The sequence below is a fragment of the Agromyces intestinalis genome, assembly GCF_008365295.1.
GTDB classification, from domain to species: domain Bacteria; phylum Actinomycetota; class Actinomycetes; order Actinomycetales; family Microbacteriaceae; genus Agromyces; species Agromyces intestinalis.
The window spans coordinates 1,922,220-1,947,123 of the sequence record NZ_CP043505.1 but is presented as its reverse complement, the minus strand read 5'-3'; the positions used below and the strand labels follow the sequence as shown (position 1 = coordinate 1,947,123).

The 24,904-nt window shown below is 67.9% G+C and carries 24 protein-coding genes, 2 tRNA genes and 1 pseudogene; 14 read left to right on the top strand and 13 right to left on the bottom strand.

Annotated features, from left to right (window positions below):
- The first annotated feature begins 2,355 nt into the window (after positions 1 to 2,355).
- Positions 2,356 to 2,526, top strand: coding sequence for a hypothetical protein (locus FLP10_RS17405; RefSeq protein WP_168209144.1), 171 nt, complete (start codon positions 2,356 to 2,358; stop codon positions 2,524 to 2,526).
- A gap of 296 nt (positions 2,527 to 2,822) precedes the next feature.
- Here the strand turns inward: FLP10_RS17405 and rsmG are convergent, their stop codons facing one another.
- The 6 genes and pseudogenes from rsmG to rpmH all read right to left on the bottom strand — a co-directional run bounded on the left by rsmG (position 2,823) and on the right by rpmH (position 5,978).
- The gene (gene rsmG / locus FLP10_RS08905) at positions 2,823 to 3,458 is read right to left on the bottom strand and encodes a 16S rRNA (guanine(527)-N(7))-methyltransferase RsmG (protein ID WP_149160542.1); all 636 of its coding nucleotides are present in this window, start codon (positions 3,456 to 3,458) and stop codon (positions 2,823 to 2,825) included.
- A gap of 65 nt (positions 3,459 to 3,523) precedes the next feature.
- Entirely contained in the window at positions 3,524 to 4,021 is a 498-nt protein-coding gene (locus FLP10_RS08900; protein WP_149160541.1) for a Jag family protein, read from the bottom strand.
- A complete protein-coding gene (gene yidC, locus FLP10_RS08895) occupies positions 4,018 to 5,007 on the bottom strand; it encodes a membrane protein insertase YidC (protein ID WP_149160540.1) in 990 nt (329 codons plus the stop codon). The genes FLP10_RS08900 and yidC overlap by 4 nt, the downstream gene beginning before the upstream one ends.
- Before the next feature lie 131 nt (positions 5,008 to 5,138).
- A pseudogene (gene yidD / locus FLP10_RS08890) lies at positions 5,139 to 5,429 on the bottom strand (membrane protein insertion efficiency factor YidD); the annotation flags it as partial.
- The gene (rnpA, locus tag FLP10_RS08885; protein ID WP_149160538.1) at positions 5,422 to 5,832 is read right to left on the bottom strand and encodes a ribonuclease P protein component; all 411 of its coding nucleotides are present in this window, start codon (positions 5,830 to 5,832) and stop codon (positions 5,422 to 5,424) included. The gene rnpA and the pseudogene yidD, both read right to left, overlap by 8 nt.
- Positions 5,833 to 5,840: 8 nt before the next feature.
- On the bottom strand, positions 5,841 to 5,978 hold the full coding sequence (rpmH, locus tag FLP10_RS08880) for a 50S ribosomal protein L34 (protein WP_021010601.1): 138 nt from the start codon (positions 5,976 to 5,978) through the stop codon (positions 5,841 to 5,843).
- Positions 5,979 to 6,409: 431 nt separating this feature from the next.
- Between rpmH and dnaA the strand changes: the two genes are divergently transcribed.
- The 9 genes from dnaA to FLP10_RS08835 all read left to right on the top strand — a co-directional run bounded on the left by dnaA (position 6,410) and on the right by FLP10_RS08835 (position 16,795).
- Positions 6,410 to 7,900, top strand: coding sequence for a chromosomal replication initiator protein DnaA (gene dnaA, locus FLP10_RS08875; protein WP_149160537.1), 1,491 nt, complete (start codon positions 6,410 to 6,412; stop codon positions 7,898 to 7,900).
- A gap of 404 nt (positions 7,901 to 8,304) precedes the next feature.
- Positions 8,305 to 9,453 carry a DNA polymerase III subunit beta gene (dnaN, locus tag FLP10_RS08870; RefSeq protein ID WP_149160536.1) on the top strand — a complete coding sequence of 383 codons (1,149 nt, stop codon included), beginning with the start codon at positions 8,305 to 8,307 and terminating at the stop codon, positions 9,451 to 9,453.
- Positions 9,454 to 9,604: 151 nt separating this feature from the next.
- On the top strand, positions 9,605 to 10,801 hold the full coding sequence (gene recF / locus FLP10_RS08865; protein WP_149160535.1) for a DNA replication/repair protein RecF: 1,197 nt from the start codon (positions 9,605 to 9,607) through the stop codon (positions 10,799 to 10,801).
- Positions 10,794 to 11,285 carry a DciA family protein gene (locus FLP10_RS08860; protein WP_149160534.1) on the top strand — a complete coding sequence of 164 codons (492 nt, stop codon included), beginning with the start codon at positions 10,794 to 10,796 and terminating at the stop codon, positions 11,283 to 11,285. The genes recF and FLP10_RS08860 overlap by 8 nt, the downstream gene beginning before the upstream one ends.
- A 124-nt stretch (positions 11,286 to 11,409) precedes the next feature.
- On the top strand, positions 11,410 to 13,431 hold the full coding sequence (gene gyrB, locus FLP10_RS08855) for a DNA topoisomerase (ATP-hydrolyzing) subunit B (RefSeq protein ID WP_149160533.1): 2,022 nt from the start codon (positions 11,410 to 11,412) through the stop codon (positions 13,429 to 13,431).
- 65 nt (positions 13,432 to 13,496) lie between these two features.
- Complete coding sequence (gene gyrA / locus FLP10_RS08850) at positions 13,497 to 16,124, top strand: DNA gyrase subunit A (protein WP_149160532.1); 2,628 nt, start codon at positions 13,497 to 13,499, stop codon at positions 16,122 to 16,124.
- A gap of 5 nt (positions 16,125 to 16,129) precedes the next feature.
- On the top strand, positions 16,130 to 16,534 hold the full coding sequence (locus FLP10_RS08845; protein ID WP_149160531.1) for a DUF3566 domain-containing protein: 405 nt from the start codon (positions 16,130 to 16,132) through the stop codon (positions 16,532 to 16,534).
- Between the two features lie 78 nt (positions 16,535 to 16,612).
- Positions 16,613 to 16,689: transfer RNA gene (locus tag FLP10_RS08840), tRNA-Ile, on the top strand.
- A gap of 33 nt (positions 16,690 to 16,722) precedes the next feature.
- Positions 16,723 to 16,795 (top strand) — tRNA-Ala (locus FLP10_RS08835).
- Positions 16,796 to 16,854: 59 nt separating this feature from the next.
- On the opposite strand, the gene FLP10_RS08830 is transcribed toward FLP10_RS08835, so the two are convergent.
- The 4 genes from FLP10_RS08830 to FLP10_RS08815 all read right to left on the bottom strand — a co-directional run bounded on the left by FLP10_RS08830 (position 16,855) and on the right by FLP10_RS08815 (position 20,082).
- On the bottom strand, positions 16,855 to 17,970 hold the full coding sequence (locus FLP10_RS08830; protein ID WP_149160530.1) for a fatty acid desaturase family protein: 1,116 nt from the start codon (positions 17,968 to 17,970) through the stop codon (positions 16,855 to 16,857).
- A 167-nt stretch (positions 17,971 to 18,137) separates the two neighbouring features.
- Positions 18,138 to 19,001, bottom strand: coding sequence for an SDR family oxidoreductase (locus FLP10_RS08825; protein ID WP_149160529.1), 864 nt, complete (start codon positions 18,999 to 19,001; stop codon positions 18,138 to 18,140).
- Complete coding sequence (locus tag FLP10_RS08820) at positions 19,001 to 19,453, bottom strand: MarR family winged helix-turn-helix transcriptional regulator (protein ID WP_149160528.1); 453 nt, start codon at positions 19,451 to 19,453, stop codon at positions 19,001 to 19,003. The genes FLP10_RS08825 and FLP10_RS08820 overlap by 1 nt, the downstream gene beginning before the upstream one ends.
- Positions 19,450 to 20,082, bottom strand: a complete 633-nt coding sequence (locus FLP10_RS08815; protein WP_149160527.1) for an NAD(P)-dependent oxidoreductase — start codon at positions 20,080 to 20,082, stop codon at positions 19,450 to 19,452. The genes FLP10_RS08820 and FLP10_RS08815 overlap by 4 nt, the downstream gene beginning before the upstream one ends.
- Positions 20,083 to 20,196: 114 nt before the next feature.
- Between FLP10_RS08815 and FLP10_RS08810 the strand changes: the two genes are divergently transcribed.
- On the top strand, positions 20,197 to 20,640 hold the full coding sequence (locus tag FLP10_RS08810; protein WP_149160526.1) for an NUDIX hydrolase: 444 nt from the start codon (positions 20,197 to 20,199) through the stop codon (positions 20,638 to 20,640).
- Positions 20,641 to 20,719: 79 nt separating this feature from the next.
- On the opposite strand, the gene FLP10_RS08805 is transcribed toward FLP10_RS08810, so the two are convergent.
- Positions 20,720 to 20,962 carry a hypothetical protein gene (locus tag FLP10_RS08805; RefSeq protein ID WP_149160525.1) on the bottom strand — a complete coding sequence of 81 codons (243 nt, stop codon included), beginning with the start codon at positions 20,960 to 20,962 and terminating at the stop codon, positions 20,720 to 20,722.
- Positions 20,963 to 21,517: 555 nt separating this feature from the next.
- The gene (locus FLP10_RS08800; RefSeq protein WP_149160524.1) at positions 21,518 to 22,048 is read right to left on the bottom strand and encodes a hypothetical protein; all 531 of its coding nucleotides are present in this window, start codon (positions 22,046 to 22,048) and stop codon (positions 21,518 to 21,520) included.
- A 120-nt stretch (positions 22,049 to 22,168) separates the two neighbouring features.
- Between FLP10_RS08800 and FLP10_RS08795 the strand changes: the two genes are divergently transcribed.
- Together FLP10_RS08795 and FLP10_RS08790 are read left to right on the top strand one after the other, a co-directional pair.
- Positions 22,169 to 22,714: a peptidylprolyl isomerase gene (locus tag FLP10_RS08795; RefSeq protein WP_149160523.1), complete on the top strand. Its 546-nt coding sequence runs from the start codon at positions 22,169 to 22,171 to the stop codon at positions 22,712 to 22,714.
- 10 nt (positions 22,715 to 22,724) lie between these two features.
- The gene (locus tag FLP10_RS08790; RefSeq protein ID WP_149160522.1) at positions 22,725 to 23,585 is read left to right on the top strand and encodes a rhomboid family intramembrane serine protease; all 861 of its coding nucleotides are present in this window, start codon (positions 22,725 to 22,727) and stop codon (positions 23,583 to 23,585) included.
- A 208-nt stretch (positions 23,586 to 23,793) separates the two neighbouring features.
- Here FLP10_RS08790 and FLP10_RS08785 read toward each other — a convergent pair whose 3' ends face one another.
- Positions 23,794 to 24,033, bottom strand: a complete 240-nt coding sequence (locus tag FLP10_RS08785; protein ID WP_149160521.1) for a cell division protein CrgA — start codon at positions 24,031 to 24,033, stop codon at positions 23,794 to 23,796.
- Between the two features lie 72 nt (positions 24,034 to 24,105).
- On the opposite strand from FLP10_RS08785, the gene FLP10_RS08780 reads away from it, so the two are divergent.
- A complete protein-coding gene (locus FLP10_RS08780; protein ID WP_149160520.1) occupies positions 24,106 to 24,903 on the top strand; it encodes a class E sortase in 798 nt (265 codons plus the stop codon).
- Position 24,904: the final 1 nt, after the last annotated feature.

The window sequence follows — 24,904 nt, the reverse complement described above, 5'->3', positions numbered from 1 at the left end:
CACGTGAAACGTCGGTGGAAAAGGCGGTCGGAGGGGCGGAGTCACTGGTGAGTGCGGCCGGCGGGGCGACCGCAGGCGCTGCCGACTCGTCGGATCCTTCGCTCGTCACCGTTGGAGCGGAGTCGGAACCGCGGTCGTCTTCCGGCGCGTAGCCGACGGCAGGTTCATCGCCCGATTGAGCGCTCGATCCGCTTACACCGGTGATGGTCGGTGACTGCGTAGAGGTCGCGTGTGACGAAAGGTCCGCTGCGGAGGGCTCCACGGGCGACTCGGAGCGCGCTGGTGCCCCGGCGGCCGCGCGGACTCCTGCGTCGTCACCGAGTTCGTGCTGCTGGGTGTCGTGCGTCGGCGCTGGGGCTCTCTCCGCCTCCCCAGTCGAAGGGGACTGAGGGATGGCCTGCGCGGAAGCCTCGGGGGCTGAACCATCGGGAGTTGATTCATCGGATGCAGCCGTGCCGGAAGTCGATTCATCCGTCGCGGTCGGCTTCGGCTGATGGAGCGACGACACCGTGTCGGCTGCGGCGCCTCCGACGATCTCGCGGATGATGTCTTCGAGCAGGCGGTCTGGCGAAGCATCCGAATGCGGCGCGTGCTGCGCGAAGGCCTCCGATGCCGGATCGGCCGGCGCGTCAGGGGAGTCCGTCAGCGCCGCAGCGGTAGCCGCATCCCAGTCGAAGCGCGTCTCGGAACCGGTCGTCGCCGCGTCGCTCGAGTCAGGAATGGCAGAGGCGGATGCGATCGGGGTCGCCCCGTTGCCGGACGGCGGGAGAGTTGCCGACGACGGCTGCGACTGCACCGCTCCCTGAGGCAGCGAGGGATTCGAATCGGGCTGCCCGGTGGCGTTCGATTGCACTGCTTGAGCCGGCGGAGCCCAGGTGTGCGTGTCGCTCGCGGTCACCTCGGTGGCGCCGGGCGCGGTCGCCGCGGGGACGGGGGCGGGCACCGTTGCCGATGGAGTCGTCGGGGGAGCGGTGGGCACTTGCTTCTGGTTCTCCTCGGATCGTGCACGTCTGCGTCGGAACCAGCCGCGAGCCCCACCCTGCGCCATCCCGAGTTCTCCAACCCACGCTCGTCGTGTGATGATGCGTCGCCCGACCGACCTCGGCCGGTCCGACACCCAAGCCTAACTGGGCCGTCGGACCCCGGCACTCACGCACGCCCGAACACGGGAACAATCGTTGTCGACAGCGGTGCTGAGGAGAGGTTCAGGCCCTCTGGGGAGGTTGCCCCATCCAGGCCCGGCCGTTTCACGTGAAACATCGCTCAATGGTGCAGAGCTCGCCACCCAGAGCGTTTCACGTGAAACGCTCTGGCACTCAAAGGAGAAGAACTTCATTGATCCCGGGGTGCCGCGGCCGTTCTTGGGCACTACCTGACACACGAAGCTGCGGTGAAGCGACGATCGACATCCCTCGAGTTCACTGTGTCGGAAGCAGCCGCGCACGCCACTCAGTCCTACCCCGGGCTCGAGTACACGGCGAGCGCCTCTGTTGTATTCGGCGGCCAGGGGTGCACTCGATCACGCCCGAGCCTTCATTGAAGCCGCACTCGCGCCACACGATCGCAGTAGTGGGACGAGCGCTTCGACTCCTTCTTGGCACGTCGCTCAGCGCGTTCGCCCCGCCGTATAGCCTCGGTGCGGGGATGCGAACGCTGGTCGAAGCTTCGGAACGGAACCTGAATGTCGGCGGCGGTGCCGCCCGGCCTGGCACCCGGGTGTGCTCCGAGGTAGCCGCGCGCCGTCCTGCACACGATCGCTGGGGCGAACGGTGTCTCGATCTCGTGCCCCACGACGCGTGCGTCGACCGTCGTGCAGACCGGGGTCGTCAAACGCATCGCGAGCCACGCAGCTACGCAGCCACCCAGCCACCCAGCCACCCTGCGCTGCTGCGCTCCGCCGTACGCGGGCGGGCGAGAGCGGAGCTTGAGCGGTCGCTCGAAATCTTCACGGGCTCCGAGGCGAGAGTGTTTCACGTGAAACATCGACCCCGGGTCGGAAGAATCGAGACTCTCGGCACTGCGCGTGATGCCGTGGCCTGATCACAACCGACGCGTGACCCAGGGAAGGAGCTCTGAGAGACATCATCGGCGTGCTGATGATCGTCACTGTCACCCCGCCGATCCTGGCAGCGTTCGTGTTGGAGTGAGGCAGATCGCCCGCCACACGTCGCTCAACTCGCTCGACACGGCGATCTGGATTGCCGCGCTGAGCTTTCTTCCCGGTCCTCGCGTTGATCGTGTGGTTCGCCGCTGGGCCGCACCCCTCGGGATTCGCGTACAGCGACAGACGTACTCGGGGCCATATCCGGCTCGCGGGGGAGGCGGCGGGTCGACCTCGGCCGCATGATTCTCGGTATGAGCACGACCATCTTCACACCAGGAGCCGAGGCACTCACTCCACGCGGACGCGGAGAAGTCGTCGACGTCCGGGCCACTCCCTCGGGCAAGTTCGTCATCGGTGTCGAGGATGCCGACGGCGAGGTGACCTACTTCACCGAGAAGGCGCTCCGCCTCGTGCGCGGCTAGCACCGGTGTTACCCGGCTGAAGCCACCGCACCCAACTCCCTTCGAACGCTCGCACGATAGGCGGGCGAGCGGGCGAGCCGTTCAAGTCCTGCGGAGGAGAAGAACCGCACCGCATCGCGCTCGTCGGCCCCCGCAGCACGCCGAGCGATGCCGGCGTGCAGGCGTCGATGACGAGTGCCACCGCGCTCGACAGACCGACGGGGATGATGGCGCAATCGACCAGGTCACCGCCCTCCACCTCGAGCCCGATCTCCTCGAGTACTTCACAGGCGACCGCGGAGACCGCGACGTTCCGGTCAGCCCACCGTCGCCCGGAACACCCGCGTGACCTCGCCGACGACGCCCTCGCCGAGCACGAGTACCTCGGGGTCGTGCACGCGGAACTTGCGCATGGCCTTCTCGGCGTTGCCGATCTCGCCGTCGACCGCGGCGCCCTTCAGGAGCACCAGTTCGCCTCCAGGCTTCAGCAGGGGAGCCGTGATGGGAATCAACGTCTTGAGGGCGCTGACCGCGCGAGCGGTGACCTGGTCGAGTTGTCCGTTCAGCTTGGCCTCTTCCGCACGAGCGCGACGAACCTCGACGTTCGAGAGCCCCAGTGCGGCGACCTGGTCGCTCAACCACGCCACCCTGCGCTCCATGGGCTCGATCAGCACGAACGAGACATCCGGCCGGATGATGGCGAGCACCAGCCCCGGCAGACCGGCGCCCGACCCGACGTCGCCGACGAGCCCGGGATGAAGCAGCGGAGCGACGACCGCCGAGTTCAGGATGTGTCGGGTCCAGAGCCGCGGCAGCTCGAGCGGACCGATCAGGCCGAGTTCCTCACCGTGGTCAGCGAGTGCTTCGGTGAACGCGCGCCCCTGGTCGAGCCGATCACCGAAGAGCACCGCGGCACCCGGGGGTTCGGGTTCGAGAAGGAGTCGATCAGTCATGTTTCACGTGAAACGTCGGAGTGGAAGCGGTGGATCGAGCGGTAGCGACCCCGAGGCGCCGACGCTCAGCCCACCCGGGTGATGACGGTGTGGCGCTCGGCACCCTCACCGCGTGACTCCGAGTGGAAGCCCCGCTCGGCGACGAGGTCGTGCACGAGCTTGCGCTCGTACGACGACATCGGCGGAAGCGCAGCCTCGGTCGCGCCGGCCTCGATGCGCTCCACCGCGCGAGACACGAGCGCGCCCAGCTCGACCCGTCGCGCGTCACGCGAGCCGCCGATGTCGAGGATCAGGCGCGAGAAGGCGCCGGTCTTGGTCTGCACCGCGAGGCGGGTGAGCTCCTGCAGCGCCGACACCGTCTCAGGCTTCGACAGCACCGCGATGTTGGCGCCGTCGCCGGCGTTGACGGAGACGTACGCGCGACCGTTGCGGGCATCGATGTCGATGTCGCCATCGAGGTCGCAGATGTCGAGCAGTTCCTCGATGTAGTCGGCGGCGATGTCGCCTTCCTCCTCGAGTTGGTCTCGTGAACGCTCGACGGTCTCTTCATGCACGGCAGTCATCGGTTGCCTCCGTTCGGCTTCTTTCCGGCGTTCTTCGCGCGGGCCTTGCCCATCGGCTGCTGACGCTGGGTCGTGACGGGCTTCGCCGGCTCCTCGGCCTCGGCAGCTTCGGGCTTCTCGGTGACGAGCTTGCCCTTCTTCGCCAGCCGAGCCTCGCGCGCCTTGGCGGCCTCACTGCCGGGGGTCGGCATATTGCGGATGACGATGAACTGCTGGCCCATGGTCCAGAAGTTCGAGACCAGCCAGTAGAACATCACGCCGAGCGGGAACGCGACACCCGAGAACGCGAACACGAGGGGGAGCAGGTACAGCAGGATGCGCTGCTGCCGGAACATCGGGCTCGCCTTGGTCTCGGGCGACATGTTCTTCGACACGATCTGCAGCTGCGTGATGAACTGCGAGGCCGTCATGAGCACGATCATGGTCAGCGCGATGACCATCACCGAGACGCTGAACGGCTGACCCGAGGTCATGGCGTTCCACTCGTTGATGAACGTCGAGCTCAGCGGGGCGCCGAAGAACTCGGAGTGGGCGAACGAGTTCGCGAGCTCTTGGTTGAGCACGCCGACGCCGGCCTGGTCATGCTGGGCGCCGTTCAGCACCGAGAAGAGCGCGAAGAAGATCGGCATCTGCAGCAGCAGCGGCAGGCACGACGACAGCGGGTTGGTGCCCGTGCGCTTGTAGAGCTCCATCGTCTCGCGCGACATCGCCTCACGAGAGAACTGGTCCTTCTTGCCCTTGTACTTGTCCTGGATCTTCTTGAGCTGTGGCGCCACCTCGAGCATGCGGCGCTGGCTCTTGATCTGGCGCACGAAGATCGGGATGAGCGCTGCGCGCACCACGATGACGAGGCCGACGATCGACAGGACCCAGGTCGCACCGCCGTCGGGGTCCATGCCGATGGAGGTCCACAGCCAGTGGAAGGCGACGAGGATGACCTCGATGGCCCACTTGATGGGCCAGAGGATGAAGCCGATGGGGTCCATGGAGGGGATCAGGCCTTTCGGGATGAAACGGGGGAGAGCCGGGATGCCACGGGCCGGGTGCCGGTGGCATGGGAGTGGAGTTCGTGGGCTGTGCGATCCGAGGACGCCCCGGAACCGGTGACCCAGGCGGCGGGAAGCACCCACCCGAACGGAGTGAGGCGATACCGGTCGTGCCGGGCGGGGCGCACGTCGTCGACGCCGCCGCGCGACCACGGATTGCAGCGGAGGATGCGCCACGCCGCGAGAGCCGAACCGACGACCAGCCCGCGCTGCTGCACGGCCCCGAGCCCGTAGGCCGAGCACGACGGATAGTAGCGGCAGACGTCGCCGTAGAGCGGCGAGATCACAGCACGGTAGCCCCGAAGCAGCAGGACGCCGAGATTGCGGGGCAGCAGCAGCACGAACAGGGCGAGGTCACGCATGCCCATCACCCACTGACGACTCCGAGCCCGCTGACACGGGCCCCGCTGAATACGACGACGAGCCGCGCACGACCCGGCGGTCGTGCGCGGCTCGACGAACCTCGGCGCGCAGTGCCGCCCAGTCTGCGGCTGCGGCGGTCGGCAGTGCACGCACCACCACATCGACGCCGGTGATGCCCTCGGACACGAGTTCGTGGCATGCGGCCTTGAGACGACGGCGAACGAGATTGCGGCGAACGGCGGTGCCGACCTTCTTCGAGACGATGAAGCCGAAGCGCGCGTCGGAGCCAGCTTCACGGGAGCGCAGATAGCTCACCGTGTGGGCACCGGCGACCTTCGCCCCACGACGTACCACCGACCGGTAGTCGTCGGCGCTCGTGAGGCGGTTGGCTTTGGCGAGCACCGAACGGACTACGCGGAGAGTTCGGTGCGCCCCTTGCGGCGGCGTGCCGCGAGGATGGCGCGACCCGCGCGCGTGCGCATGCGAAGGCGGAAGCCGTGCTTCTTGGCGCGACGACGGTTGTTCGGCTGGAAAGTACGCTTGCTCATTCTCTACTCCGGAGGTGTCGGATGCTCCGCGCATGGGAGCGTCACAGGTGCTCCGGCGGGAAAGCTCAGTGCCCCGAAGGGCTGCGGTCAACTGATTAAAACTACGGCTTGATCGGCGCGCGGTCAAACTCGGACCCCGGCACAGGCGTCTGGTCCGAACCTCAAAGTATCGCGCGGACCTGCGCAGCGGCTGTGGATCGACACGCCCGGGCCCGCTGATCACGCTCTCGGCATTTGTCGTGCCCGGGCGCATTCGCTAGCGTGTTCAACCAGTTATCCCCAGCCTGCGGCGCGGAATCTCGGGCATCGGCCCCTACCACCCACAGCCCGTGGATAACGTTGTGAACAGTTACCATCGCGCCCGCTCGCACGTCGTTCGGGGGAATAACGACGAACGGTGCGTCGATGGCGCCGATGATTGCGGGGAGCCCATGACCGAACAGCCCATCACCGATGTCTGGGCAGCGGTCCTGGATCGCCTGAGCGAAGACGAGAGCATCACCCCGATGCTGCAGGGGTTCCTCAACCTCGTGCTGCCCAAGGGCATCGGTGGCGGCACGTTCTATCTCGAGGTGCCGAACGACTTCACCGCGAGCATGCTGAACCAGCGCATGCGGGTGCCCCTGCTGCACGCGATGACCGCGATCACGGGTCCGCCGGTCACCTCGTTCTACGTGGTGGTGAACCCCGAGCTCGAAGAGCCGCGCGCACCCGAGAACGCCGCGCCGGCTCCTGGCAGCGCGCTCGGGATCGGCGGCGGCACGGCCGGCACAGTCGGCTCGGCCGGCGGTCCGATGCTGCGCGCCGTCGAGGATCTCCCCGACAGCGTCGACTTCCCGGGCGCTCCGCACGCAGTGTTCGAGACATCCGCCGATCGTCCGCGCGACGCGCGCCTGAACCCGAAGTACTCGTTCGACAGCTTCGTGATCGGCCAGTCCAACCGCTTCGCGCACGCGGCTGCGGTCGCGGTGGCCGAGGCGCCGGCGAAGGCCTACAACCCGCTGTTCATCTACGGCGACTCGGGCCTGGGCAAGACCCACCTGCTGCACGCGATCGGGCACTACGCGATGAGCCTGTACCCGGGCATCCGCGTACGGTACGTCTCTTCCGAGGAATTCACGAACGACTTCATCAACTCGATCGCGAACAACCGCGGTTCGCTCTTCCAGCAGCGGTACCGCAACGTCGACATCCTGCTCATCGACGACATCCAGTTCCTGCAGGGCAAGGCCGAGACGCAGGAGGCGTTCTTCCACACGTTCAACAACCTGCACGATCACAACAAGCAGGTCGTGATCACGAGCGACGTGCCGCCGAAGCACCTGACCGGCTTCGAGGACCGCATGCGCAGCCGCTTCGAGTGGGGCCTCATCACCGACGTGCAGGCGCCCGACCTCGAGACGCGCATCGCGATCCTGCGCAAGAAGGCGCAGTCGGAGCAGCTGCAAGTGCCCGACGACATCCTGGAATACATGGCGTCGAAGGTGTCGAGCAACATCCGCGAGCTCGAGGGCACCTTGATCCGCGTGACGGCGTTCGCGAGCCTCAACCGCACTCCGGTCGACATGCCCCTGGTGCAGACGGTGCTGAAAGACCTCATCACGGATGACACGGACAACGTCGTGGCGCCGGTCGACATCATCACGGCGACGGCCGACTACTTCAAGCTCACGGTCGACGACCTGTACGGGTCGAGCCGCTCGCAGGCGGTCGCGACCGCGCGCCAGATCGCGATGTATCTCTGCCGCGAGATGACGAGTCTGTCGCTGCCGAAGATCGGGCAGCTGTTCGGCAATCGCGACCACACCACGGTGATGTACGCGAACAAGAAGATCTCCGAACTCATGAAGGAACGACGCTCGATCTACAACCAGGTCACCGAGCTGACCTCGCGGATCAAGCAGACGTCGCGCGTGCGCTGAGCCGCGGCGTCAGCCGCGACATCCGATCGCTCGACAACGCGAGGTTGTCGGAGCCCATCGGTTAACCAACTGTCTCTTAACGGTGTTAACCGTTGTGGAAACTGTGGATGGTGTTCGGCGATCCGCATCAGCGCGCCGATCGGCGGTCATGCGAGCTGTGCACGGTGTGTGGGATTCGAGAGGTCGGGGGTCGGCCGGCCGGATGTCGCGCCGCACGTTGTCCACATGGCGCCTCGCCGTCTCAACAGGCGCCAGGCGGTTGCTCGTTAACAATCCACAGGATTTCCACAACTGTGAGGAACGGTCGCGAGCGGGCCCCGCAGCGCGTCGGAACTCGCCCGTGCGCGCCGCAGCCGTCCCGATAGCATGGGGATGCCATCCAGCTGCACCACGACGGGAGAACCGTGAAGTTCCAGGTCAATCGCGACGTCTTCAGTGAGGCGGTCTCGTTCGCCGTCAAGCTGCTGCCCCAGCGCACCACCCTGCCGATCCTCTCCGGCGTGCTCATCGAGGCCACGGCCGACGGGCTGGTGCTGAGCTCGTTCGACTACGAGGTGTCGAGCCGCACCGAGATCCAGGCCGACGTCGAAGAGCCGGGCACCGTGCTCGTCTCGGGCCGCCTGCTCGCCGAGATCGCCGGCCGCCTGCCGAACGCGCCCGTCCGCATCGCCACCGAAGACAGCCGCATCTCGGTCAGCTGCGGCTCGGCGACCTTCACGCTGCTGTCGATGCCGGTCGAGGAGTACCCGTCGATTCCCGAGATCGGCGAGCAATCGGGTGTCGTGCCGGCCGATGAGTTCGCGGCCGCCGTCGCGCAGGTCGCGGTCGCCGCGTCGCGTGACGACGTGACCCCCGTCATCACGGGCGTGCAGCTCGAGGTGCGCGAGAACAACCTGAGCCTCGTCGCGACCGACCGCTACCGCGTCGCGATCCGCGAGATCGAATGGGACGGCGGCGGCGTTGCCGACAGCACCGAGCTCACGGCGCTCGTGCCGGCCCGCACCCTGCAGGAGGTCGGCAAGACCTTCGGGCACTCGGGAACGATCTCGGTCGCGATCACCAGCCGAGACGACCGCGAGCTCATCGCGTTCAGCGCCGAGAAGAAGACGGTGACGTCGCTGCTCATCAAGGGCAACTTCCCTCCGGTGCGCCGGCTGTTCCCCGACACCGTCGACAACTACGCGGTGATGAACACGGCCGAGCTCATCGAGGCCACCCGACGCGTGGCCCTGGTGCTCGAGCGCGAGGCCGCGCTGCGCTACAGCTTCAGCCAAGACGGTCTGGTGCTCGAGGCGATCGGCAGCGAGCAGGCGCAGGCGTCCGAGCAGGTCGACGCGATCCTCACCGGCGACGACACCGTGGTGTCGCTCAAGCCGCAGTTCCTGCTCGACGGCTTGAGCGCCGTGCCGAGCGAGTTCGTGCGCATCTCGTTCACGAAGACCGAGAACCCGAACAAGCCCGGCCCGGTGCTCATCACCAGCCAGACCTCGCGCGAGCAGGCGGGCGCCGACACGTACCGCTACCTGCTGCAGCCGAACCTGCTGCTGCGCTGAGGTCCGGCCCTGCGCAGGCCGAGGTGCGCCCGACGGAGTCGGACGCACCTCGAGACGAGCCCCTTCGGAGTTGCTCGACCAGCTGCTCGACCAGCACGGGGTCGGAGGTCGGCGGTAGCGTGATGAGCCGAATCGTCGAAGGGAGCCCTGCGTGCACGTCGTCCGGCTCTCGCTCACCGATTACCGCAACTACGCGCGCGCCGAGCTCGACCTCGAGCCCGGCGCGACCGTGCTGGTCGGGCGCAACGGCCAGGGCAAGACGAACCTGGTCGAGTCGATCGGCTACCTGGCCACCCTCGGCTCGCACCGGGTGTCGGGCGACCAACCGCTGATCCGCGCCGGTGCCGACGCCGCGATCGTGCGCGCGCTGCTCGCGCACGGCGACCGCGAGGTCCTCGTCGAACTGCAGCTCAACCGCCAAGGTCCCAACCGCGCCCAGGTGAACCGGTCGCCGGCCAAGCCCCGCGACCTGCCGCGCGTGGCGCACTCGGTGCTCTTCGCGCCCGAAGACCTCGCGATCGTGCGGGGCGAGCCGTCGGTGCGGCGTCGCATGCTCGACGAGCTTCTCGTGCAACTGACACCGAGGTTGTCGGGCGTGATGGCCGACTACGACCGAGTGCTGCGCCAGCGCAACTCCCTGCTGAAGTCGGCTCGCGCACGCGGCCTGTCGGCGGCCGCACTGCCGACGCTCGATATCTGGGACGAACGGCTCGTCGAGCTCGGCTCCGAGCTGATCGATCGCCGTGTGGCGCTCATCGCCGACCTGGCCGAGCCGCTCGCGGTCGCGTACGGCGCGATCGTCGACGCCGACCACGGGCCGACGTTGCGTGCGGTGCTCTCGATCGATGGGGCCGACGCCGAAGACCCAGGTGCAGCTCAGCAACCGGCTGCAGGACTCGCACCCGTCGTCGGGGAGGGGGCGAGCACCGCCGACCGCTTCGCCGCCGCACTCGAACGACTTCGTCCGAAAGAGCTCGAGCGCGGTGTGACGCTCGCCGGCCCGCACCGCGACGACGTGCTGCTGCTGCTCAACGAGCTGCCGGCGAAGGGGTACGCGAGCCACGGCGAATCGTGGTCGTTCGCCCTCGCGCTGCGGCTTGCCGCGGCCGAGCTGCTGCGCCGCGACTCGTCGACGGGCGACCCGGTGCTGGTGCTCGACGACGTGTTCGCCGAGCTCGACCGCCGCCGGCGTGAACGACTGGCCGCCGCGATCTCGGGCTACGAGCAGGTCCTCGTGACGGCGGCCGTGCTCGAGGACGTGCCCGAACCGCTGACCGCGCGTATCGTGCACATCGAGGCCGGGCGCATCGTCGACGGCGAACGTGCGGGGGAGGCATCCGATGGCTGAGACCTCCGAGGCATCCCGCCTCTACCGCCACTTCCGCGAGATCTTCGGCGACGACCGGCCGCGCCGCCGGCTGCGGCGCGACGGGGCGGAGGCCGCGGCCCGAACCGGCAGCGAGCCGTTCGCGCCGGGCCGCGACCCGAAGCCGCTCGGCGACGCCATCGACCAGCTCAGCACGCAACTCGGCTGGCAGGGTCCGCTGTCGCAGCACGACCTGCTCTCGAACTGGGCCGAGATCGCGGGTGCCGAGATCGCGAAGCACTCCGAGCCGGTCGCGATCGAGGGCGGGGTGCTGCAGGTGCGCTGCGAGTCGACGGCGTGGGCGACGCAGTTGCGGATGATGCGCTCCGAACTGCTCTCGCGGATCCTCGAGCGGAACCCCGACGCGGGCGTCGACACCATCCGCTTCCAAGGACCGGACGCCCCCACCTGGAAACACGGCCCCAGATCGGTTCCAGGGCGTGGCCCACGCGATACCTACGGCTAGGGAACCGAATTCGGTCGCTTCGACCTTGTAATCGCCTCAGAACGGCGTATTCCGACCAGGGTGGCGGCCTCGGTGCGATAGGATCGAGAGTCGCCAGAACGACGGTTTGGAGCCTGATTCACCCATGACAGCGGAACCGACGAAGGCCCAGAGTGCGCCCGAATACGGCGCCGACGCGATCCAGGTACTCGAGGGCCTCGAAGCGGTCCGCAAGCGACCGGGCATGTACATCGGCTCGACGGGTCCGCGCGGCCTGCACCACCTCGTGTACGAGATCGTCGACAACTCGGTCGATGAGGCGCTCGCGGGGTATGCCACCGACATCGACGTGACGATCCTCGCCGACGGCGGCATTCGCGTCATCGACGACGGCCGCGGCATTCCGGTCGACACCCACCGCACCGAGGGCCGCTCGACCGTCGAGGTCGTCCACACCGTGCTGCACGCGGGCGGCAAGTTCGGCGGCGGCGGATACGCGGTCTCGGGCGGCCTGCACGGTGTCGGCGCGTCGGTCGTGAACGCGCTCTCGACCCGGTTCGAGGTCGAGGTGCGCCGGCAGGGCCACGTCTGGCGTCAGACCTACCACCTGGGCGTGCCCGACGCGCCGCTCTCGCAGGACGAGGCGATCGACGAGTCGATCACCGGCACGACGACCACGTTCTGGCCGACGCCCGACATCTTCGAGACCGTCGAGTTCGAGTACGAGACCCTGCGCACCCGGTTCCAGCAGTACGCGTTCCTCAACAAGGGGCTGCGCATCACGCTGACCGACCTGCGCGGCGCGGATGAAGCGGCCGACCCGGCCGACGTCGACCTCGACACCGATGCCCCGACCGTCGGGCCCCGCACCGACACGTTCCTCTACGAGCGCGGACTCGTCGACTACGTCGAGTACCTCAACCGGTCGAAGCGAGCCGAGCTCGTGAACGACGAGATCATCTCGTTCGAGGCCGAGGACACCGAGCGCAAGATCGCGCTCGAGGTCGCGATGCAGTGGACGACGGCGTACACGGAGTCGGTGCACACCTACGCGAACACGATCAACACGCACGAGGGCGGCACGCACGAAGAGGGGTTCCGTGCGGCGCTCACCACGCTCGTGAACAAGTACGCCCGCGAGAAGGGCATCCTCAAGGAGAAGGACGACAACCTCTCGGGCGACGACGTGCGCGAGGGGCTCACCGCCGTCATCTCGGTGAAGCTCGGCGAACCGCAGTTCGAGGGCCAGACGAAGACCAAGCTCGGCAACACCGAGGCGAAGTCGTTCGTGCAGCGCATCACGGGCGACCAGCTCGGCGACTGGTTCGACCGCAACCCGACGCAGGCGCGCGAGATCATCCGCAAGGCCCTGCAGGCGGCCACCGCACGCATCGCGGCGCGCAAGGCGCGCGAGGCGACCCGCCGCAAGGGGTTCCTCGAGTCGAGCGGCATGCCGGGCAAGCTCAGCGACTGCACGTCGAAGGATCCGACGATCTCCGAGATCTTCCTCGTCGAAGGCGACTCGGCCGGCGGATCGGCCAAGACGGGGCGCAACCCCGAGACCCAGGCCATCCTGCCGCTGCGCGGCAAGATCCTGAACGTCGAGAAGGCGCGCCTCGACCGGGCGCTCGGCAACGCCGAGATCCAGGCCATGATCACCGCCTTCGGCACCGGCATCGGCGAGGACTTCAACGCCGAGAAGGCCAGGTACCACAAGATCGTGCTGATGGCCGATGCCGACGTCGACGGCCAGCACATCACGACCCTGCTGCTCACCCTGCTGTTCCGGTACATGCGGCCGCTCATCGAGATGGGCTACGTGTACCTCGCGCAGCCGCCGCTGTACCGCCTGAAGTGGACGAACGTCGACCACGAGTACGTCTACTCCGACCGTGAGCGCGATGCGCTGCTGGCCGAGGGGCTGGCCAACGGCAAGCGTCTGCAGAAAGAGAACGGCGTCCAGCGCTACAAGGGTCTCGGCGAGATGAACCATCAAGAGCTCTGGGACACCACGATGAACCCCGAGTCCCGCACGCTGCTGCAGGTCACGGTCGACGACGCGGCCGCGGCCGACGAGATCTTCTCGACCCTCATGGGCGACGACGTCGAGAGCCGTCGCTCGTTCATCCAGAAGAACGCGAAGGACGTGCGCTTCCTGGACATTTGATCGATCCGCGTCGCCTTCGGGCGGCGCTTACGATCACCGGTGGCGAGAGACGAGACTGACGAAGAATGACTGACGAGAACACCATCGAGCCGGGCGACGAAGGTCCTGGCATCCACGGCCGCATCGACCAGGTCGACCTGAACCTGGAGATGCAGCGCTCCTATCTCGACTACGCGATGAGCGTGATCATCGGTCGTGCGCTGCCCGACGTGCGCGACGGGCTGAAGCCCGTGCACCGCCGCGTGATCTACACGATGTACGACGGCGGGTACCGGCCCGACCGCGCGTTCTCGAAGTGCACGCGCGTCATCGGCGACGTCATGGGTCAGTTCCACCCCCACGGCGACTCGTCGGTGTATGACGCGCTCGTACGGCTCGTGCAGCCCTGGTCGCTGCGCTACCCCCTCGCACTCGGTCAGGGCAACTTCGGCTCGCCCGGCAACGACGGCGCGGCCGCGCACCGATACACCGAGACCAAGATGTCGCCGCTCGCCATGGAGATGGTGCGCGACATCGAGGAAGAGACCGTCGACTTCCAAGACAACTACGACGGTCGCACCAAAGAGCCGACGGTCCTGCCGGCCCGGTTCCCGAACCTGCTGGTGAACGGTTCGGTCGGCATCGCGGTCGGTATGGCCACGAACATTCCTCCGCACAACCTGCGCGAGGTCTCCGAGGGCGCACTGTGGGCTCTGGAGCATCCGGATGCTTCGCACGAAGAGCTGCAGGAAGCCCTGATCCACCGCATCAAGGGGCCCGACTTCCCGACCGGGGCGCAGATCCTCGGTCAGAAGGGCATCATCGACGCGTACCGCACCGGTCGCGGGTCGATCACGATGCGCGCGGTCGTCAGCGTCGAAGAGATCCAGGGTCGCACCTCGCTCGTCGTCACCGAGTTGCCCTACCAGGTCAACCCCGACAACCTCGCGATCAAGATCGCCGACCTCGTGAAGGACGGCAAGATCTCGGGCATCGCCGACATCCGCGACGAGTCGTCGGGCCGCACGGGCCAGCGGCTCGTGATCGTGTTGAAGCGCGACGCGGTCGCGAAGGTCGTGCTGAACAACCTGTACAAGCACACCCAGCTGCAAGAGAACTTCGGCGCGAACATGCTCGCCATCGTCGACGGCGTGCCGCGCACACTGTCGATCGACGGCTTCATCACGCACTGGATCGACCACCAGGTCGACGTCATCGTGCGCCGCACCGAGTTCCGGTTGCGCAAGGCCGAAGAGCGCATGCACATCCTGCGCGGCTACCTGAAGGCGCTCGACGCGCTCGACGAGGTCATCGCGCTGATCCGCCGCTCGGCGACCGTCGACGACGCGCGCGAGGGCTTGAAGAAGCTGCTCGAGATCGACGATCTGCAGGCCGACGCGATCCTCGCGATGCAGCTGCGCCGGCTCGCCGCCCTCGAGCGCCAGAAGATCCACGAAGAGGCCGACCGCCTCGAGCTCGAGATCGCCGACTACCGCGACATCCTCGCGACCCCGCTGCGCCAGCGCAGCATCATCGCCGACGAGTTGCGCGAGATCGTCGACAAGTTCGGCGACGAGCGCCGCACCCACATCGTTCCCGGCTTCGACGGGGACATGAGCGTCGAAGACCTCATCCCCGAAGAGGAGATGGTCGTCACCGTCACTCGCGGCGGATACGTCAAGCGCACCCGAAGCGACAACTACCGCTCGCAGCACCGCGGCGGCAAGGGCGTGAAGGGCGCGCAGCTGCGCGCCGACGACGTCGTCGAGCACTTCTTCGTCACCACCACGCACCACTGGCTGCTGTTCTTCACCGACAAGGGCCGGGTGTACCGGGCGAAGACGTACGAGCTTCAAGAGGGCGGTCGCGACGCGAAGGGCCAGCATCTCGCGAACCTGCTCGAGCTGCAGCCCGACGAGCAGATCGCCGAGATCCTCGATATCCGCGACTACGAGGTGGCCGACCACCTCGTGCTCGCCACGCGCGCCGGCCTGGTGAAGAAGACACCGCTGAAGGCCTACGACACCAACCGTTCGCGCGGAGTCATCGCGATCAACCTCAATGAGGGCGATGAGCTCGTCTCGGCGATGCTCGTCAGCGAGCACGACGAGATCCTGCTCGTCTCGCGCAAGGGCATGTCGCTGCGATTCGAGGCGACCGACGAGGCGCTGCGGCCGATGGGCCGGGCGACCGCCGGTGTGAAGGGCATGTCGTTCCGTGCGGGCGACGCGCTGCTCGAGGCATCCGTCGTGCCCTCGTCGGAGGCCGCCGCAAGCGAGGCGTACCGCGACGACGCGACCGGCGAGCTCGTGAGCCCGACCGACGCGTACACGTTCGTGGTCACCGAGGGCGGCTACGCCAAGCGCACCGCGATCGAGGAGTACCGCAAGCAGCAGCGCGGCGGCCTCGGCATCAAGGTGGCCAAGCTGAGCGACGAGCGCGGCGATCTCGCGGGCTCGCTCATCGTCTCGCGCGACGACGAGGTTCTCGTGGTTCTTGCCAGCGGCAAGGTGGTACGCTCTGACGTCGCCGAGGTGCCGGCCAAGGGACGCGACACCATGGGCGTCGTGTTCGCGAAGTTCGCGGCCGACGACCGGATCATCGCCGTCGCGAAGAACTCCGAGCGTAACCTCGATGCAGAACCGGCCGACTCCGAACCGGCCGACGCTGAGGTGACAGAGTCTGAAGCGGCCCGACCCGCGGAACAGGAGTAATCCCCATGAGTAGCGTCGCCGACAAGCTCGCGCGCAAGTCGACCCGCAAGCCTCCGGCCAAGCAGGTGCGCCTGCGCCTCGTGTACATCGACTTCTGGTCGGCCGTGAAGCTGTCGTTCCTGGTGGCGGTGTGCCTCGCGGTCATCAACATCGTGGCGACCTTCCTCGTCTACACGGTGCTGAACTCGACGCAGATCTTCGACCAGGTCAACTCGATCGTGAAGGACGTCGCCGGGTCCGGCACCGACCTCACCGCGATCTTCTCGATGGGCAACGTGATGGGTTTCGCGATCGTCACCTCGCTCATCAACCTGGTCGTGACCACGGCCGTCGGCGCGATCGTGGCGGTGCTCTACAACCTCAGTGTGAAGATCACCGGCGGACTGCTGGTCGGGTTCACGAACAACTGACGGGCTCGGCTCTGGGGCGGTCGGCCTCGATTCGGACTTTCGCTCCGGGTCAGGTAGGCTTTCCTTCGGCCGAAATCCGGGGATATAGCTCAGGCGGTTAGAGCGCTTCGCTGATAACGAAGAGGTCCGAGGTTCAAGTCCTCGTATCCCCACCACATAACTCCAGACCCGGATGCATCGCATCCCACGGGGCCTTAGCTCAGTTGGTAGAGCGCCTGCTTTGCAAGCAGGATGTCAGGAGTTCGATTCTCCTAGGCTCCACCCGACAAGCCCGGTCAGACGCCGCGTCCGACCGGGCTTTCGCGTTGCCCGAACCCGACCTACCCGCCGCCGATGCTCGACCTCGCGCCGGTCTTCACGGCTCCGGTGCTCGCGACGCCGGTCGCCATGACGATTCCCGTCGCGCGCTGCTCGAGCAGCGGGCAGGCGAACGGGTCGCGGTCGCCGAGACCGGCGCGGTTGATGGTGCGCAGCACGATCGCGTACGAGTTCCAGAGCGTCGTGCGCGTGTAGGGCACGCCCACTTCGGCGCAGTACCGCTCGATCATGGGGGAGGCCTCTCGCAGATGGGGCCTCGGCATCGACGGGAACAGGTGGTGCTCGATCTGGTAGTTGAGCCCGCCCATGAACGTGTCGAGTGCGCGCCCGCCGGCGATGTTCCGGCTCATCAGCACCTGCCGGCTCAGGAAGTCGAGCTTGAGCTCGTGCGGCACGATCGGCATGCCCTTGTGGTTCGGTGCGAACGACAGGCCCATGTACAGTCCGAACACGCCGAGCTGGATCGCGAGGAACACCGCGGCCTTCTCAGGCGCGAGGATCAGCACGACGAGGGTCACGAACCCGATGAGCCGGACGCCGAGGAATGTGAGCTCAACGGGACGCCGTGCGACGTGTTCACGGGCGAGCAGCCGGTGCACGCTCGCCACGTGCAGCGAGATTCCCTCGAACAGCAGCAGCGGGAAGAAGAACACGCCCTGGTGCGAGATGATCCACCGGGGGATGGGCGCGTGCGGCCTGGCTGCCTGCTCGGGTGTGACCGCGATGACGGGCAGGTCGATGTCCGGGTCGCGCCCGATCTGGTTCGGGTTCGCGTGATGCCGGGTGTGCTTGTGCTGCCACCAGCCGTAGCTCATGCCGATGAAGAGGTCGCCGAGGATCAGGCTGATCCAGTCGTTCCAGCGGCCCGACCGGAAGATCTGCCGGTGCGCGGCGTCGTGGCCGAGGAACGCGGTCTGCGTGAACAGCACCCCGAATGCGGCCGCGGTGAACATCTGCCACCAGGTGTCGCCGATGAGGATGAACGCGAGTATCGCGGCCGCGAAGGCCAGGGGAACGCCGATGAGCCTCGTCCAGTAGTAGCCGTATCGGCGGCGCATGAGCCCGGCATCTCGGACGCGGCTCGCGAGTTCGGTGAAGGGATTCGTCGGCGAGGTCATGGTGTCCGCCAGGTGTTCTGGGCGCCGTCTTCGCTTCGTCGCGATGCTCACGCACGAACATGCTGAATGCTCGTGTTATGGACGGTACGCCGTGCACCTGTGAGCGCGCACAGGTTGGGGCAGCGGGGCGCGATGCGCGACGGCGGCCCCGTGCCGCCAGTGGCCCGCTACTCCCAGGCCGCGCGCGCGTCCTGTACGAACTGCCGGAACGTCGTTGCGGGCTCGCCCGTGAGTTTTCGCACCGCCCGGTTCGGGAACGCCGACACGTTCATGCGCACGACCCGGTAGATCATCTTCTGCACGGCGATGTAGTCGGCGGGCCATCCGTCGGCTTCGAGTTTCGCGAGGTACTCGCGTTCGCTCGGCCGCGCGTAGGTGATCTCGCGACCGAGTTCCTCGGTCATGATGCGCGCGACCTGCGCGTACGTGAGGCTCTGCTCGCCCGACAGCGTGTACGCCTTCTCGGTATGCCCCGGCGCGGTGAAGACCGCGGCGGCCACCCGCCCGATGTCGCGCGCGTCGATGAACGCGGTGTGCGAGCGACCGGCGGGCACGACGATGCGGCCCCGCTCGCGGATCTCGGCCGAGTAGGTCGTCGACAGGTTCTGCATGAAGAAGTTCGGCCGCAGGAACGTGTACGGCGCCCGCGTCTCGCGCAGGTACTGCTCGACGGCGTGATGCGGGGTGCGACGGTTGGCCTGCACGCCCTGCAGCGAGAGGAACACGATCTGCCGGATGCCTCGCTCGCGCGCCGCATCGATGACGGGGAAGAGGGCGGTGCGCACGTCTTCGATCGCAGGCGGCCGCATGAGGAACAGCCGGTCGGCGCCCTCGAGCGCGGCGTGCAGTTCGGCGGGTGGTGCGCCGAACTCGAACGGTCGCGCTTCGGCGGCGGCGGGCAGGGTGGATGCCTCGCCCGACCTGCGGCCCGGTCGCACTGCGGCGATCACCCGCTCGCCGCGCGCGAGCAGGTGATCGACGACGGCCGAGCCGACGATGCCGGTGGCTCCGGTGACGAAGACGGCGGACATCAGTCCTCCTGGATCTTGGCGAGCAGCCGCCCGAGGCGGTCGAGTTCAGTGTCGCTGAGTCGATCGAATCGCGGCGCCAGCCGCGCGGTGACTGCGGCTTCGAACGCGGCGACACGGGCCCGGGCGGGGTCGGTGAGCCGCAGCAGTCGGGAGCGGGCGTCGGCCGGGTTCGCGGTCTGCTCGACGAGCCCCTGCTCGCGCAGTCCGTCGACGAGCTGAGTCACGGCGCCGGCGGTCACGCCGAGCGAAGCGGCGAGCGAACTCGGGGTGAGGCCTGCGGCGGAGCGGGTGAGGATGAACAGCGCGTCGAGCTGACTGCGACTGAGGCGCACGCCGCCGAACGGCGTGTCGCGGGTCGCGCTCAGTTCACGACCGATCACGGCGACGGCATCGAGCACGACACTGATGCGGCGCATCCGCTCGTCGTCGTGCTCGGCCGCATCGGTGCTCATGCGCTGACGAACGGCAATCGCCGCACGTAGGTGCGATCGTCGACCTGGGTGAGGATGAAGTCGGCGAGGTCGTCGCGACTGATCTGCATGCCGGTGTCGACGCCGACCCGGCCGACCCGGTACGCGCCGGTGCCGGGCGTTTCGAGCAGGCGCGGGCCACGCACCACGGTCCAGTCGAGGTCGGAAGCCTCGAGCACGGCGAGGTGGCCCTCGGCGTCGGCGAGCACGTGGCCGGCGAGCAGCTTCAGCAGCCCGCGCATGATGCGGTCGGGTGCTTTCGGCCGGTCGCCGTCGGCGTGCAGGCCGCCGCCCGAGAGCGTGACGAGCCGGCGCACGCCGTGGCGCTGCATCGCCGCGACGATGACGCGCGTGCCGTCGGTCTGCAGCGTTCTGGGCGAGCCCTTCACCTGGCCGAACAGGCTCAGCACCGCGTCACTGCCGGCGATGGTGCGCTCGACCGCGTCGGTGTCGGTGACGTCGCCCTGGATGACGGTCAGTCGGTCGTTCGTCACGTCGAGCTTCGCAGGGGTGCGCACGAGGGCGCGCACGTCGTAGCCCGCGGCGAGAGCGCGGTCGAGCACGCGGCGGCCGGTCTTGCCGGTCGCGCCGAACAGGGCGATGGTCGTCATGCGAGATAGTTTAGCAACTAAAGTGAGCTGGGATCCGGATCGCACGGTGCGGGCCGGCTCGCGTCGGCCGATCCATGGCCGACGTCGGGGCGGTGCCCGCGTTACGCTGACCGAATGGACATCCGCATCGCCGCGTACGCCGTGATCATCCGCGACGACGAAATCCTGCTGTCGCACTGGAACGAGCACGGGCGATCGGGCTGGACACTGCCCGGCGGCGGCATCGAGGGCGCGGAGCATCCGATCGAAGCGGTGCGACGCGAGGTGCGGGAAGAGACCGGCTACGAGTCATCCGTCGACCGTCAGCTCGGCATCGATACCATGGTGATCCCGGCCGCCCGGCGCAACACCGGAACCGTGCCTTTGTACGCGATGCGCGTGATCTATCGGTCGCACGTGGTGAGTGGCGAACTGCGCAACGAGGTCGACGGTTCGAGCGACGAGGCGCGCTGGGTGCCGCTTGCCGAGGTGCCGCGGCTGAAGCGCGTGAGCCTCGTCGATATCGCGCTGCGGCTGAACGCGGCCGAACCCGCCGACGGCGTGCCGCCGGCCGCCTGAGTCCGGGCCGAACGCGGAACGGCCCCGCCCGGAACCGGACGGGGCCGCTCGATCGGCGTTGCGTGGGCGGACATGGCGATCAGGCCGCCTTGGATCGCAGTGCGAGGTCGGCATAGGTGCCGTTGCGCAGCTGCGCGGCCTCGAGCTCGACCCGGCGGCGCAGGGCCACCTCATCGTGCGTCGGGGCGGTGTCGGTGGGCCGGCTCCAGGAGAGGAGTGCGAGCCCGACACGGGCGGCGAGCCGCTCGTGCAGGCGCCGGGCGCGGTAGCGCATGGCACCGTGGTTCGAGGTCGAACCGAGTGCGGTCGTGAGCGTATTCACGGTGATTCCTTCTTCATCGAGGGGTGCGCGCACCGGAATGGTGGGCGCGGAAGGCGCGCACGAAGGTGCGCGCGCCGTGCGGTGCGTTGCGGTGAACGGATGCCTCGTGCCGAAGCCGAGCCGGCGGCGGAGGCCGCGCGTGAGCCGGTGCGTGCGCTGGCTGAGGCGGGGCGACGCCGCCGGAAGCGGCAGGTCGCGGTGGGCCCGGGAACGGGCGGCGGGCACCGGGGCGCGCGTGACGTTCGCGGTCAGGCGTTCGTCGGGGCGCAGGCCCCGGCCTGGCGCTCCGCTAGCAGGCGGTGGCGCCGAACGGGGCGAAGCCCGGCATCGTGATGTTGAAGTGCATCGTGCTCATGGGTCTTCACTCCCTTCAGAGACTCGGCGTTCGCAGTGACGGTTCGAAGCGAACCGAGTGACGACGTTAGCGCAGCTTCGCGCGGGTGCGCAAGCGTTTCATTCGGATGAATCGGAATCCAGTGCTGGCACTGACCGTGACATCCGTTCACGCACGAAGGCCCCCGCCGGCGCACCGGCGAGGGCCTTCGAACGGAAGACTCAGATCGAGGGATCGGTGTCGGTGGTGGCACCACCGGGCTCGTCCTCGGCGACCCAGAGCTCGTCGTCGGCGCGGAACGTCTGCCACACCGCGTACGCGACGCCGGCGGCTACGACCACGGCGGCGCCGATCGCGAGCGCACCGCCAATGCCGAGGCCGCCGCGCTTCTTCTCGACCACCGCGGCCGCGCGCGGCGAGACCCGCGCCACGGCGCGGCGAACTCGCACGTCGTTGGCGAGGTCGCCGATCGACAGCACCGAGCCCAGCGCCGTACCGAGCGTGCGCTCGGCGGTGTCACCGGCCTGGCGTGCGAAGCCCTTCGCCTGTTCGACGCCGGGGCGGACATAGCTCTCGTACCCGGTGCGCACGCGCGGAACGACCTCTTCGCGGGTGAGGTGGCCGAGCTGCCGGCTCGCCTCCTGTGCGACCGAGTTGGCGTGCGCGAGCACGACCTGCTGGTTCCCCCAGAGTTCTTCCGCACTACTGCGCAGCCGCTTGAGTTCCTTCTTGCGCTTGCGTGACAGGCTCATTCCGACCTCCATCATCGGTGCAGCGAACTCCTCCATCTTGCCACCGTGCAGGCTGAAAGCGGGGTGCGAGTCCGAACTGGTCGTGCGGGTTGACGAATCGGGGCGTGACAGAATAGGCGAATGCCGACTCCTACCGCGATCGCCACGCTCAACACCACGCTCGGACCCATCAAGGTCGAGCTCTACGGGCACCACGCGCCCAAGACGGTCAAGAACTTCGTCGGCCTCGCCTCCGGCGACATCGAGTGGACCCACCCGGCCACCGGCCAGAAGACGACCGCTCCCCTCTACGACGGCGTGATCTTCCACCGCATCATCCCCGGCTTCATGATCCAGGGCGGCGATCCGCTCGGTCAGGGCATCGGCGGCCCGGGCTACCAGTTCGACGACGAGATCCACCCCGAGCTCGACTTCACCGAGCCGTACGTGCTCGCCATGGCGAACGCCGGCCGCGACCGCATCACGGGCGGCGGCACCAACGGGTCGCAGTTCTTCATCACGGTCGCGCCGACCACGTGGCTGCAGGGCAAGCACACCATTTTCGGCAAGGTCACGGATGCCTCGAGCCAGGCGATCATCGACAAGCTGGCCACCGTTCCGACCGACGGTCGCGACAAGCCGCTCGAGGACGTCGTGATCGAGAGCGTCTCCGTCGAGCAGCTCTGAACCTCCGCGCGTGAGCGACCCCGGCGCCGACCCGGCGAACTTCTGCTATCGGCACCCCGATCGGCAGAGTTTCGTGCTGTGCCAACGCTGCGGTCGCACGATCTGCGGTGAGTGCCAGACCCCGGCACCAGTCGGGGTCATCTGCCCCGAGTGCATGCGCGAGCAGCGAGCCTCGGCGCCGAAGACGAAACCCGCGGTGCTCACACGCATGCGATCGGCGAGCGGTCGCGGGGCCCCGGTCGTCACGTACTCGCTCATCGGCGTGACGCTGTTCGTCTTCGTGCTGCAGCTGATTCCGGGGCTGGGCGTCACGAACCTGCTGTTCTTCTCGCCCATCGCGGTGAGCGACGTCGCGATGCAGCCGTGGCGGCTCATCACGACCGTGTTCGTGCACTCGACGGCGCTCATCTTCCATGTGCTGCTCAACATGTACACGCTGTGGATCTTCGGGCAGCTGCTCGAAGGTCTACTCGGGCGCTGGCGGTTCCTCGCGCTCTATCTCATCGCCGGGCTCGGCGGGTCGGTGGGCGTGGTGTGGCTCGCCGAGCCGTCGACGCAGGTGGTCGGGGCATCCGGCGCGATCTTCGGCCTGATGGGCGCGTTCCTGGTCATCCAGCGCCGGCTCGGTGGCAACACGACCCAGCTGTTCGTGCTGCTCGGCATCAACCTGGTCATCGGGTTCGTGCCCGGCTGGAACATCGCCTGGCAGGCGCACCTCGGCGGCCTCGTCGTGGGCGCAATCGTCGGGCTGATCTACTTCGAGACCCGTAAGCGCCACCAGATCGGCCTGCAGGTCGGCCTGCTGGCGGGGCTGACGCTGGTGCTCATCATCGCGAGCCTGCGCTACGTGTTCTTCCCGCTCCTCGGCTGAGTCGCCGCCCGGCGTTTCCGAGTTCTCCACACCCCTGTCCACAGGTGGGGAGAATCACATCGGTGTCATTCGCTTCTCGCCCGCAATTCCGCGGATCGAGCCCCGTCCACAGGCATCCGCAGTTTTCCACAGGGCTGTGCACAACTGGGGAGAAACGACGAGGGGCGGATGCCGCAGCATCCGCCCCTCGTGCTCTGGTTGTGTGCGCTCAGCGCCACCTGGTCGTCATCAGGAAGCCGACGAAGGCGATGCCGAAGCCGATGAGGATGTTCCACGAGCCGAGGTCACCGATCGGAAGCGTGCCCTGGCTGACATAGAAGACGATGATCCAGGCGAGTCCGAGCAGCATGAAGCCGAACATGACGGGCTTGAACCAGACCGGGTTCGGGGCATCCTCGCCCGCTGTCGGCTCGGCCCGCTCGGGCTTCGATGATTTCGTACGTGCCATGCGGGAGATTCTAGCCGAAGCCCGGTGTGCACTCACAGCCGGGTATCCGCCGCCGCGGATAGAATCGCCGGTATGCCCGCCACGACCGACGCGCCCGACCACGCGGTCGAACGCCCGCGCCACCGCGTCTCGGTCGTCGGCGTGTTCGGCGAACTGCTGCTCACCGCCGGCGTGCTCATTCTGCTGTTCCTCGGCTGGCAGCTGTGGTGGAACGACGCGATCATGGCCGGGCAGCAATCGGATTCGGCCTCGTCGCAGGTGAAGGCCTGGGCCGAACAGGATCGCGCGGGGCGCGGCACGGCCGTGCCGGTGCCGACCACCGACCCGGGTGAACCCGTCGTCGACAGCACCGAGTACGGCAACGCCGAACCGTTCGCGGTGGTCTACATCCCACGGTTCAACACCCCCGACACCTTCGACTCGGTGCGCACCGTGGCACAGGGCATCGGGCTCGACGTGCTGAACAGCTTCAGCCTGGGCGTCGGGCACTACCCGCAGTCGCAGATGCCCGGCGAGATCGGCAACTTCGCCATCGCCGCGCACCGCAGCGCCTACGGCGGCGGCATGCACGAGATCGAGCAGCTGCAGCTCGGCGACGCCATCTACGTGCAGACGAAGGACGGCTGGTACACCTACCGGTTCCGCGACTTCGAGTACGTCACGCCCGAGACGATCGACGTGCTCGCGCCAGTTCCGCACCATCCCGACCTGCAGCCGACCGACCGCATCATCACGCTCACGAGCTGCAACCCGCTCTACTCGACGGCCGAGCGCATCATCGCGTACGGCGTGCTCGAGTCGTGGCAGCCGGGTGCCGCCAACCCGCCCGCCGAGATCGCCGACGCCGTCGCCAGCTGGGAGAACGACTGAC

Excerpts from the sequence above, each read along its gene's own strand:
- FLP10_RS08845 (WP_149160531.1), top strand. The coding sequence starts at position 16,130 with ATGAGTAGCGTCGCCGACAAGCTCGCGCGCAAGTCGACCCGCAAGCCT.
- FLP10_RS08785 (WP_149160521.1), bottom strand. The coding sequence starts at position 24,033 with ATGGCACGTACGAAATCATCGAAGCCCGAGCGGGCCGAGCCGACAGCG.
- rpmH (WP_021010601.1), bottom strand. The coding sequence starts at position 5,978 with ATGAGCAAGCGTACTTTCCAGCCGAACAACCGTCGTCGCGCCAAGAAG.
- gyrB (WP_149160533.1), top strand. The coding sequence starts at position 11,410 with ATGACAGCGGAACCGACGAAGGCCCAGAGTGCGCCCGAATACGGCGCC.
- FLP10_RS08900 (WP_149160541.1), bottom strand. The coding sequence starts at position 4,021 with ATGACTGCCGTGCATGAAGAGACCGTCGAGCGTTCACGAGACCAACTC.
- FLP10_RS08810 (WP_149160526.1), top strand. The coding sequence starts at position 20,197 with ATGGACATCCGCATCGCCGCGTACGCCGTGATCATCCGCGACGACGAA.
- FLP10_RS08825 (WP_149160529.1), bottom strand. The coding sequence starts at position 19,001 with ATGTCCGCCGTCTTCGTCACCGGAGCCACCGGCATCGTCGGCTCGGCC.
- yidC (WP_149160540.1), bottom strand. The coding sequence starts at position 5,007 with ATGGACCCCATCGGCTTCATCCTCTGGCCCATCAAGTGGGCCATCGAG.
- FLP10_RS08815 (WP_149160527.1), bottom strand. The coding sequence starts at position 20,082 with ATGACGACCATCGCCCTGTTCGGCGCGACCGGCAAGACCGGCCGCCGC.
- gyrA (WP_149160532.1), top strand. The coding sequence starts at position 13,497 with ATGACTGACGAGAACACCATCGAGCCGGGCGACGAAGGTCCTGGCATC.
- FLP10_RS08795 (WP_149160523.1), top strand. The coding sequence starts at position 22,169 with ATGCCGACTCCTACCGCGATCGCCACGCTCAACACCACGCTCGGACCC.
- FLP10_RS08780 (WP_149160520.1), top strand. The coding sequence starts at position 24,106 with ATGCCCGCCACGACCGACGCGCCCGACCACGCGGTCGAACGCCCGCGC.
- FLP10_RS08800 (WP_149160524.1), bottom strand. The coding sequence starts at position 22,048 with ATGAGCCTGTCACGCAAGCGCAAGAAGGAACTCAAGCGGCTGCGCAGT.
- dnaA (WP_149160537.1), top strand. The coding sequence starts at position 6,410 with ATGACCGAACAGCCCATCACCGATGTCTGGGCAGCGGTCCTGGATCGC.
- FLP10_RS08820 (WP_149160528.1), bottom strand. The coding sequence starts at position 19,453 with ATGAGCACCGATGCGGCCGAGCACGACGACGAGCGGATGCGCCGCATC.
- rsmG (WP_149160542.1), bottom strand. The coding sequence starts at position 3,458 with ATGACTGATCGACTCCTTCTCGAACCCGAACCCCCGGGTGCCGCGGTG.
- FLP10_RS17405 (WP_168209144.1), top strand. The coding sequence starts at position 2,356 with ATGAGCACGACCATCTTCACACCAGGAGCCGAGGCACTCACTCCACGC.
- FLP10_RS08860 (WP_149160534.1), top strand. The coding sequence starts at position 10,794 with ATGGCTGAGACCTCCGAGGCATCCCGCCTCTACCGCCACTTCCGCGAG.
- FLP10_RS08830 (WP_149160530.1), bottom strand. The coding sequence starts at position 17,970 with ATGACCTCGCCGACGAATCCCTTCACCGAACTCGCGAGCCGCGTCCGA.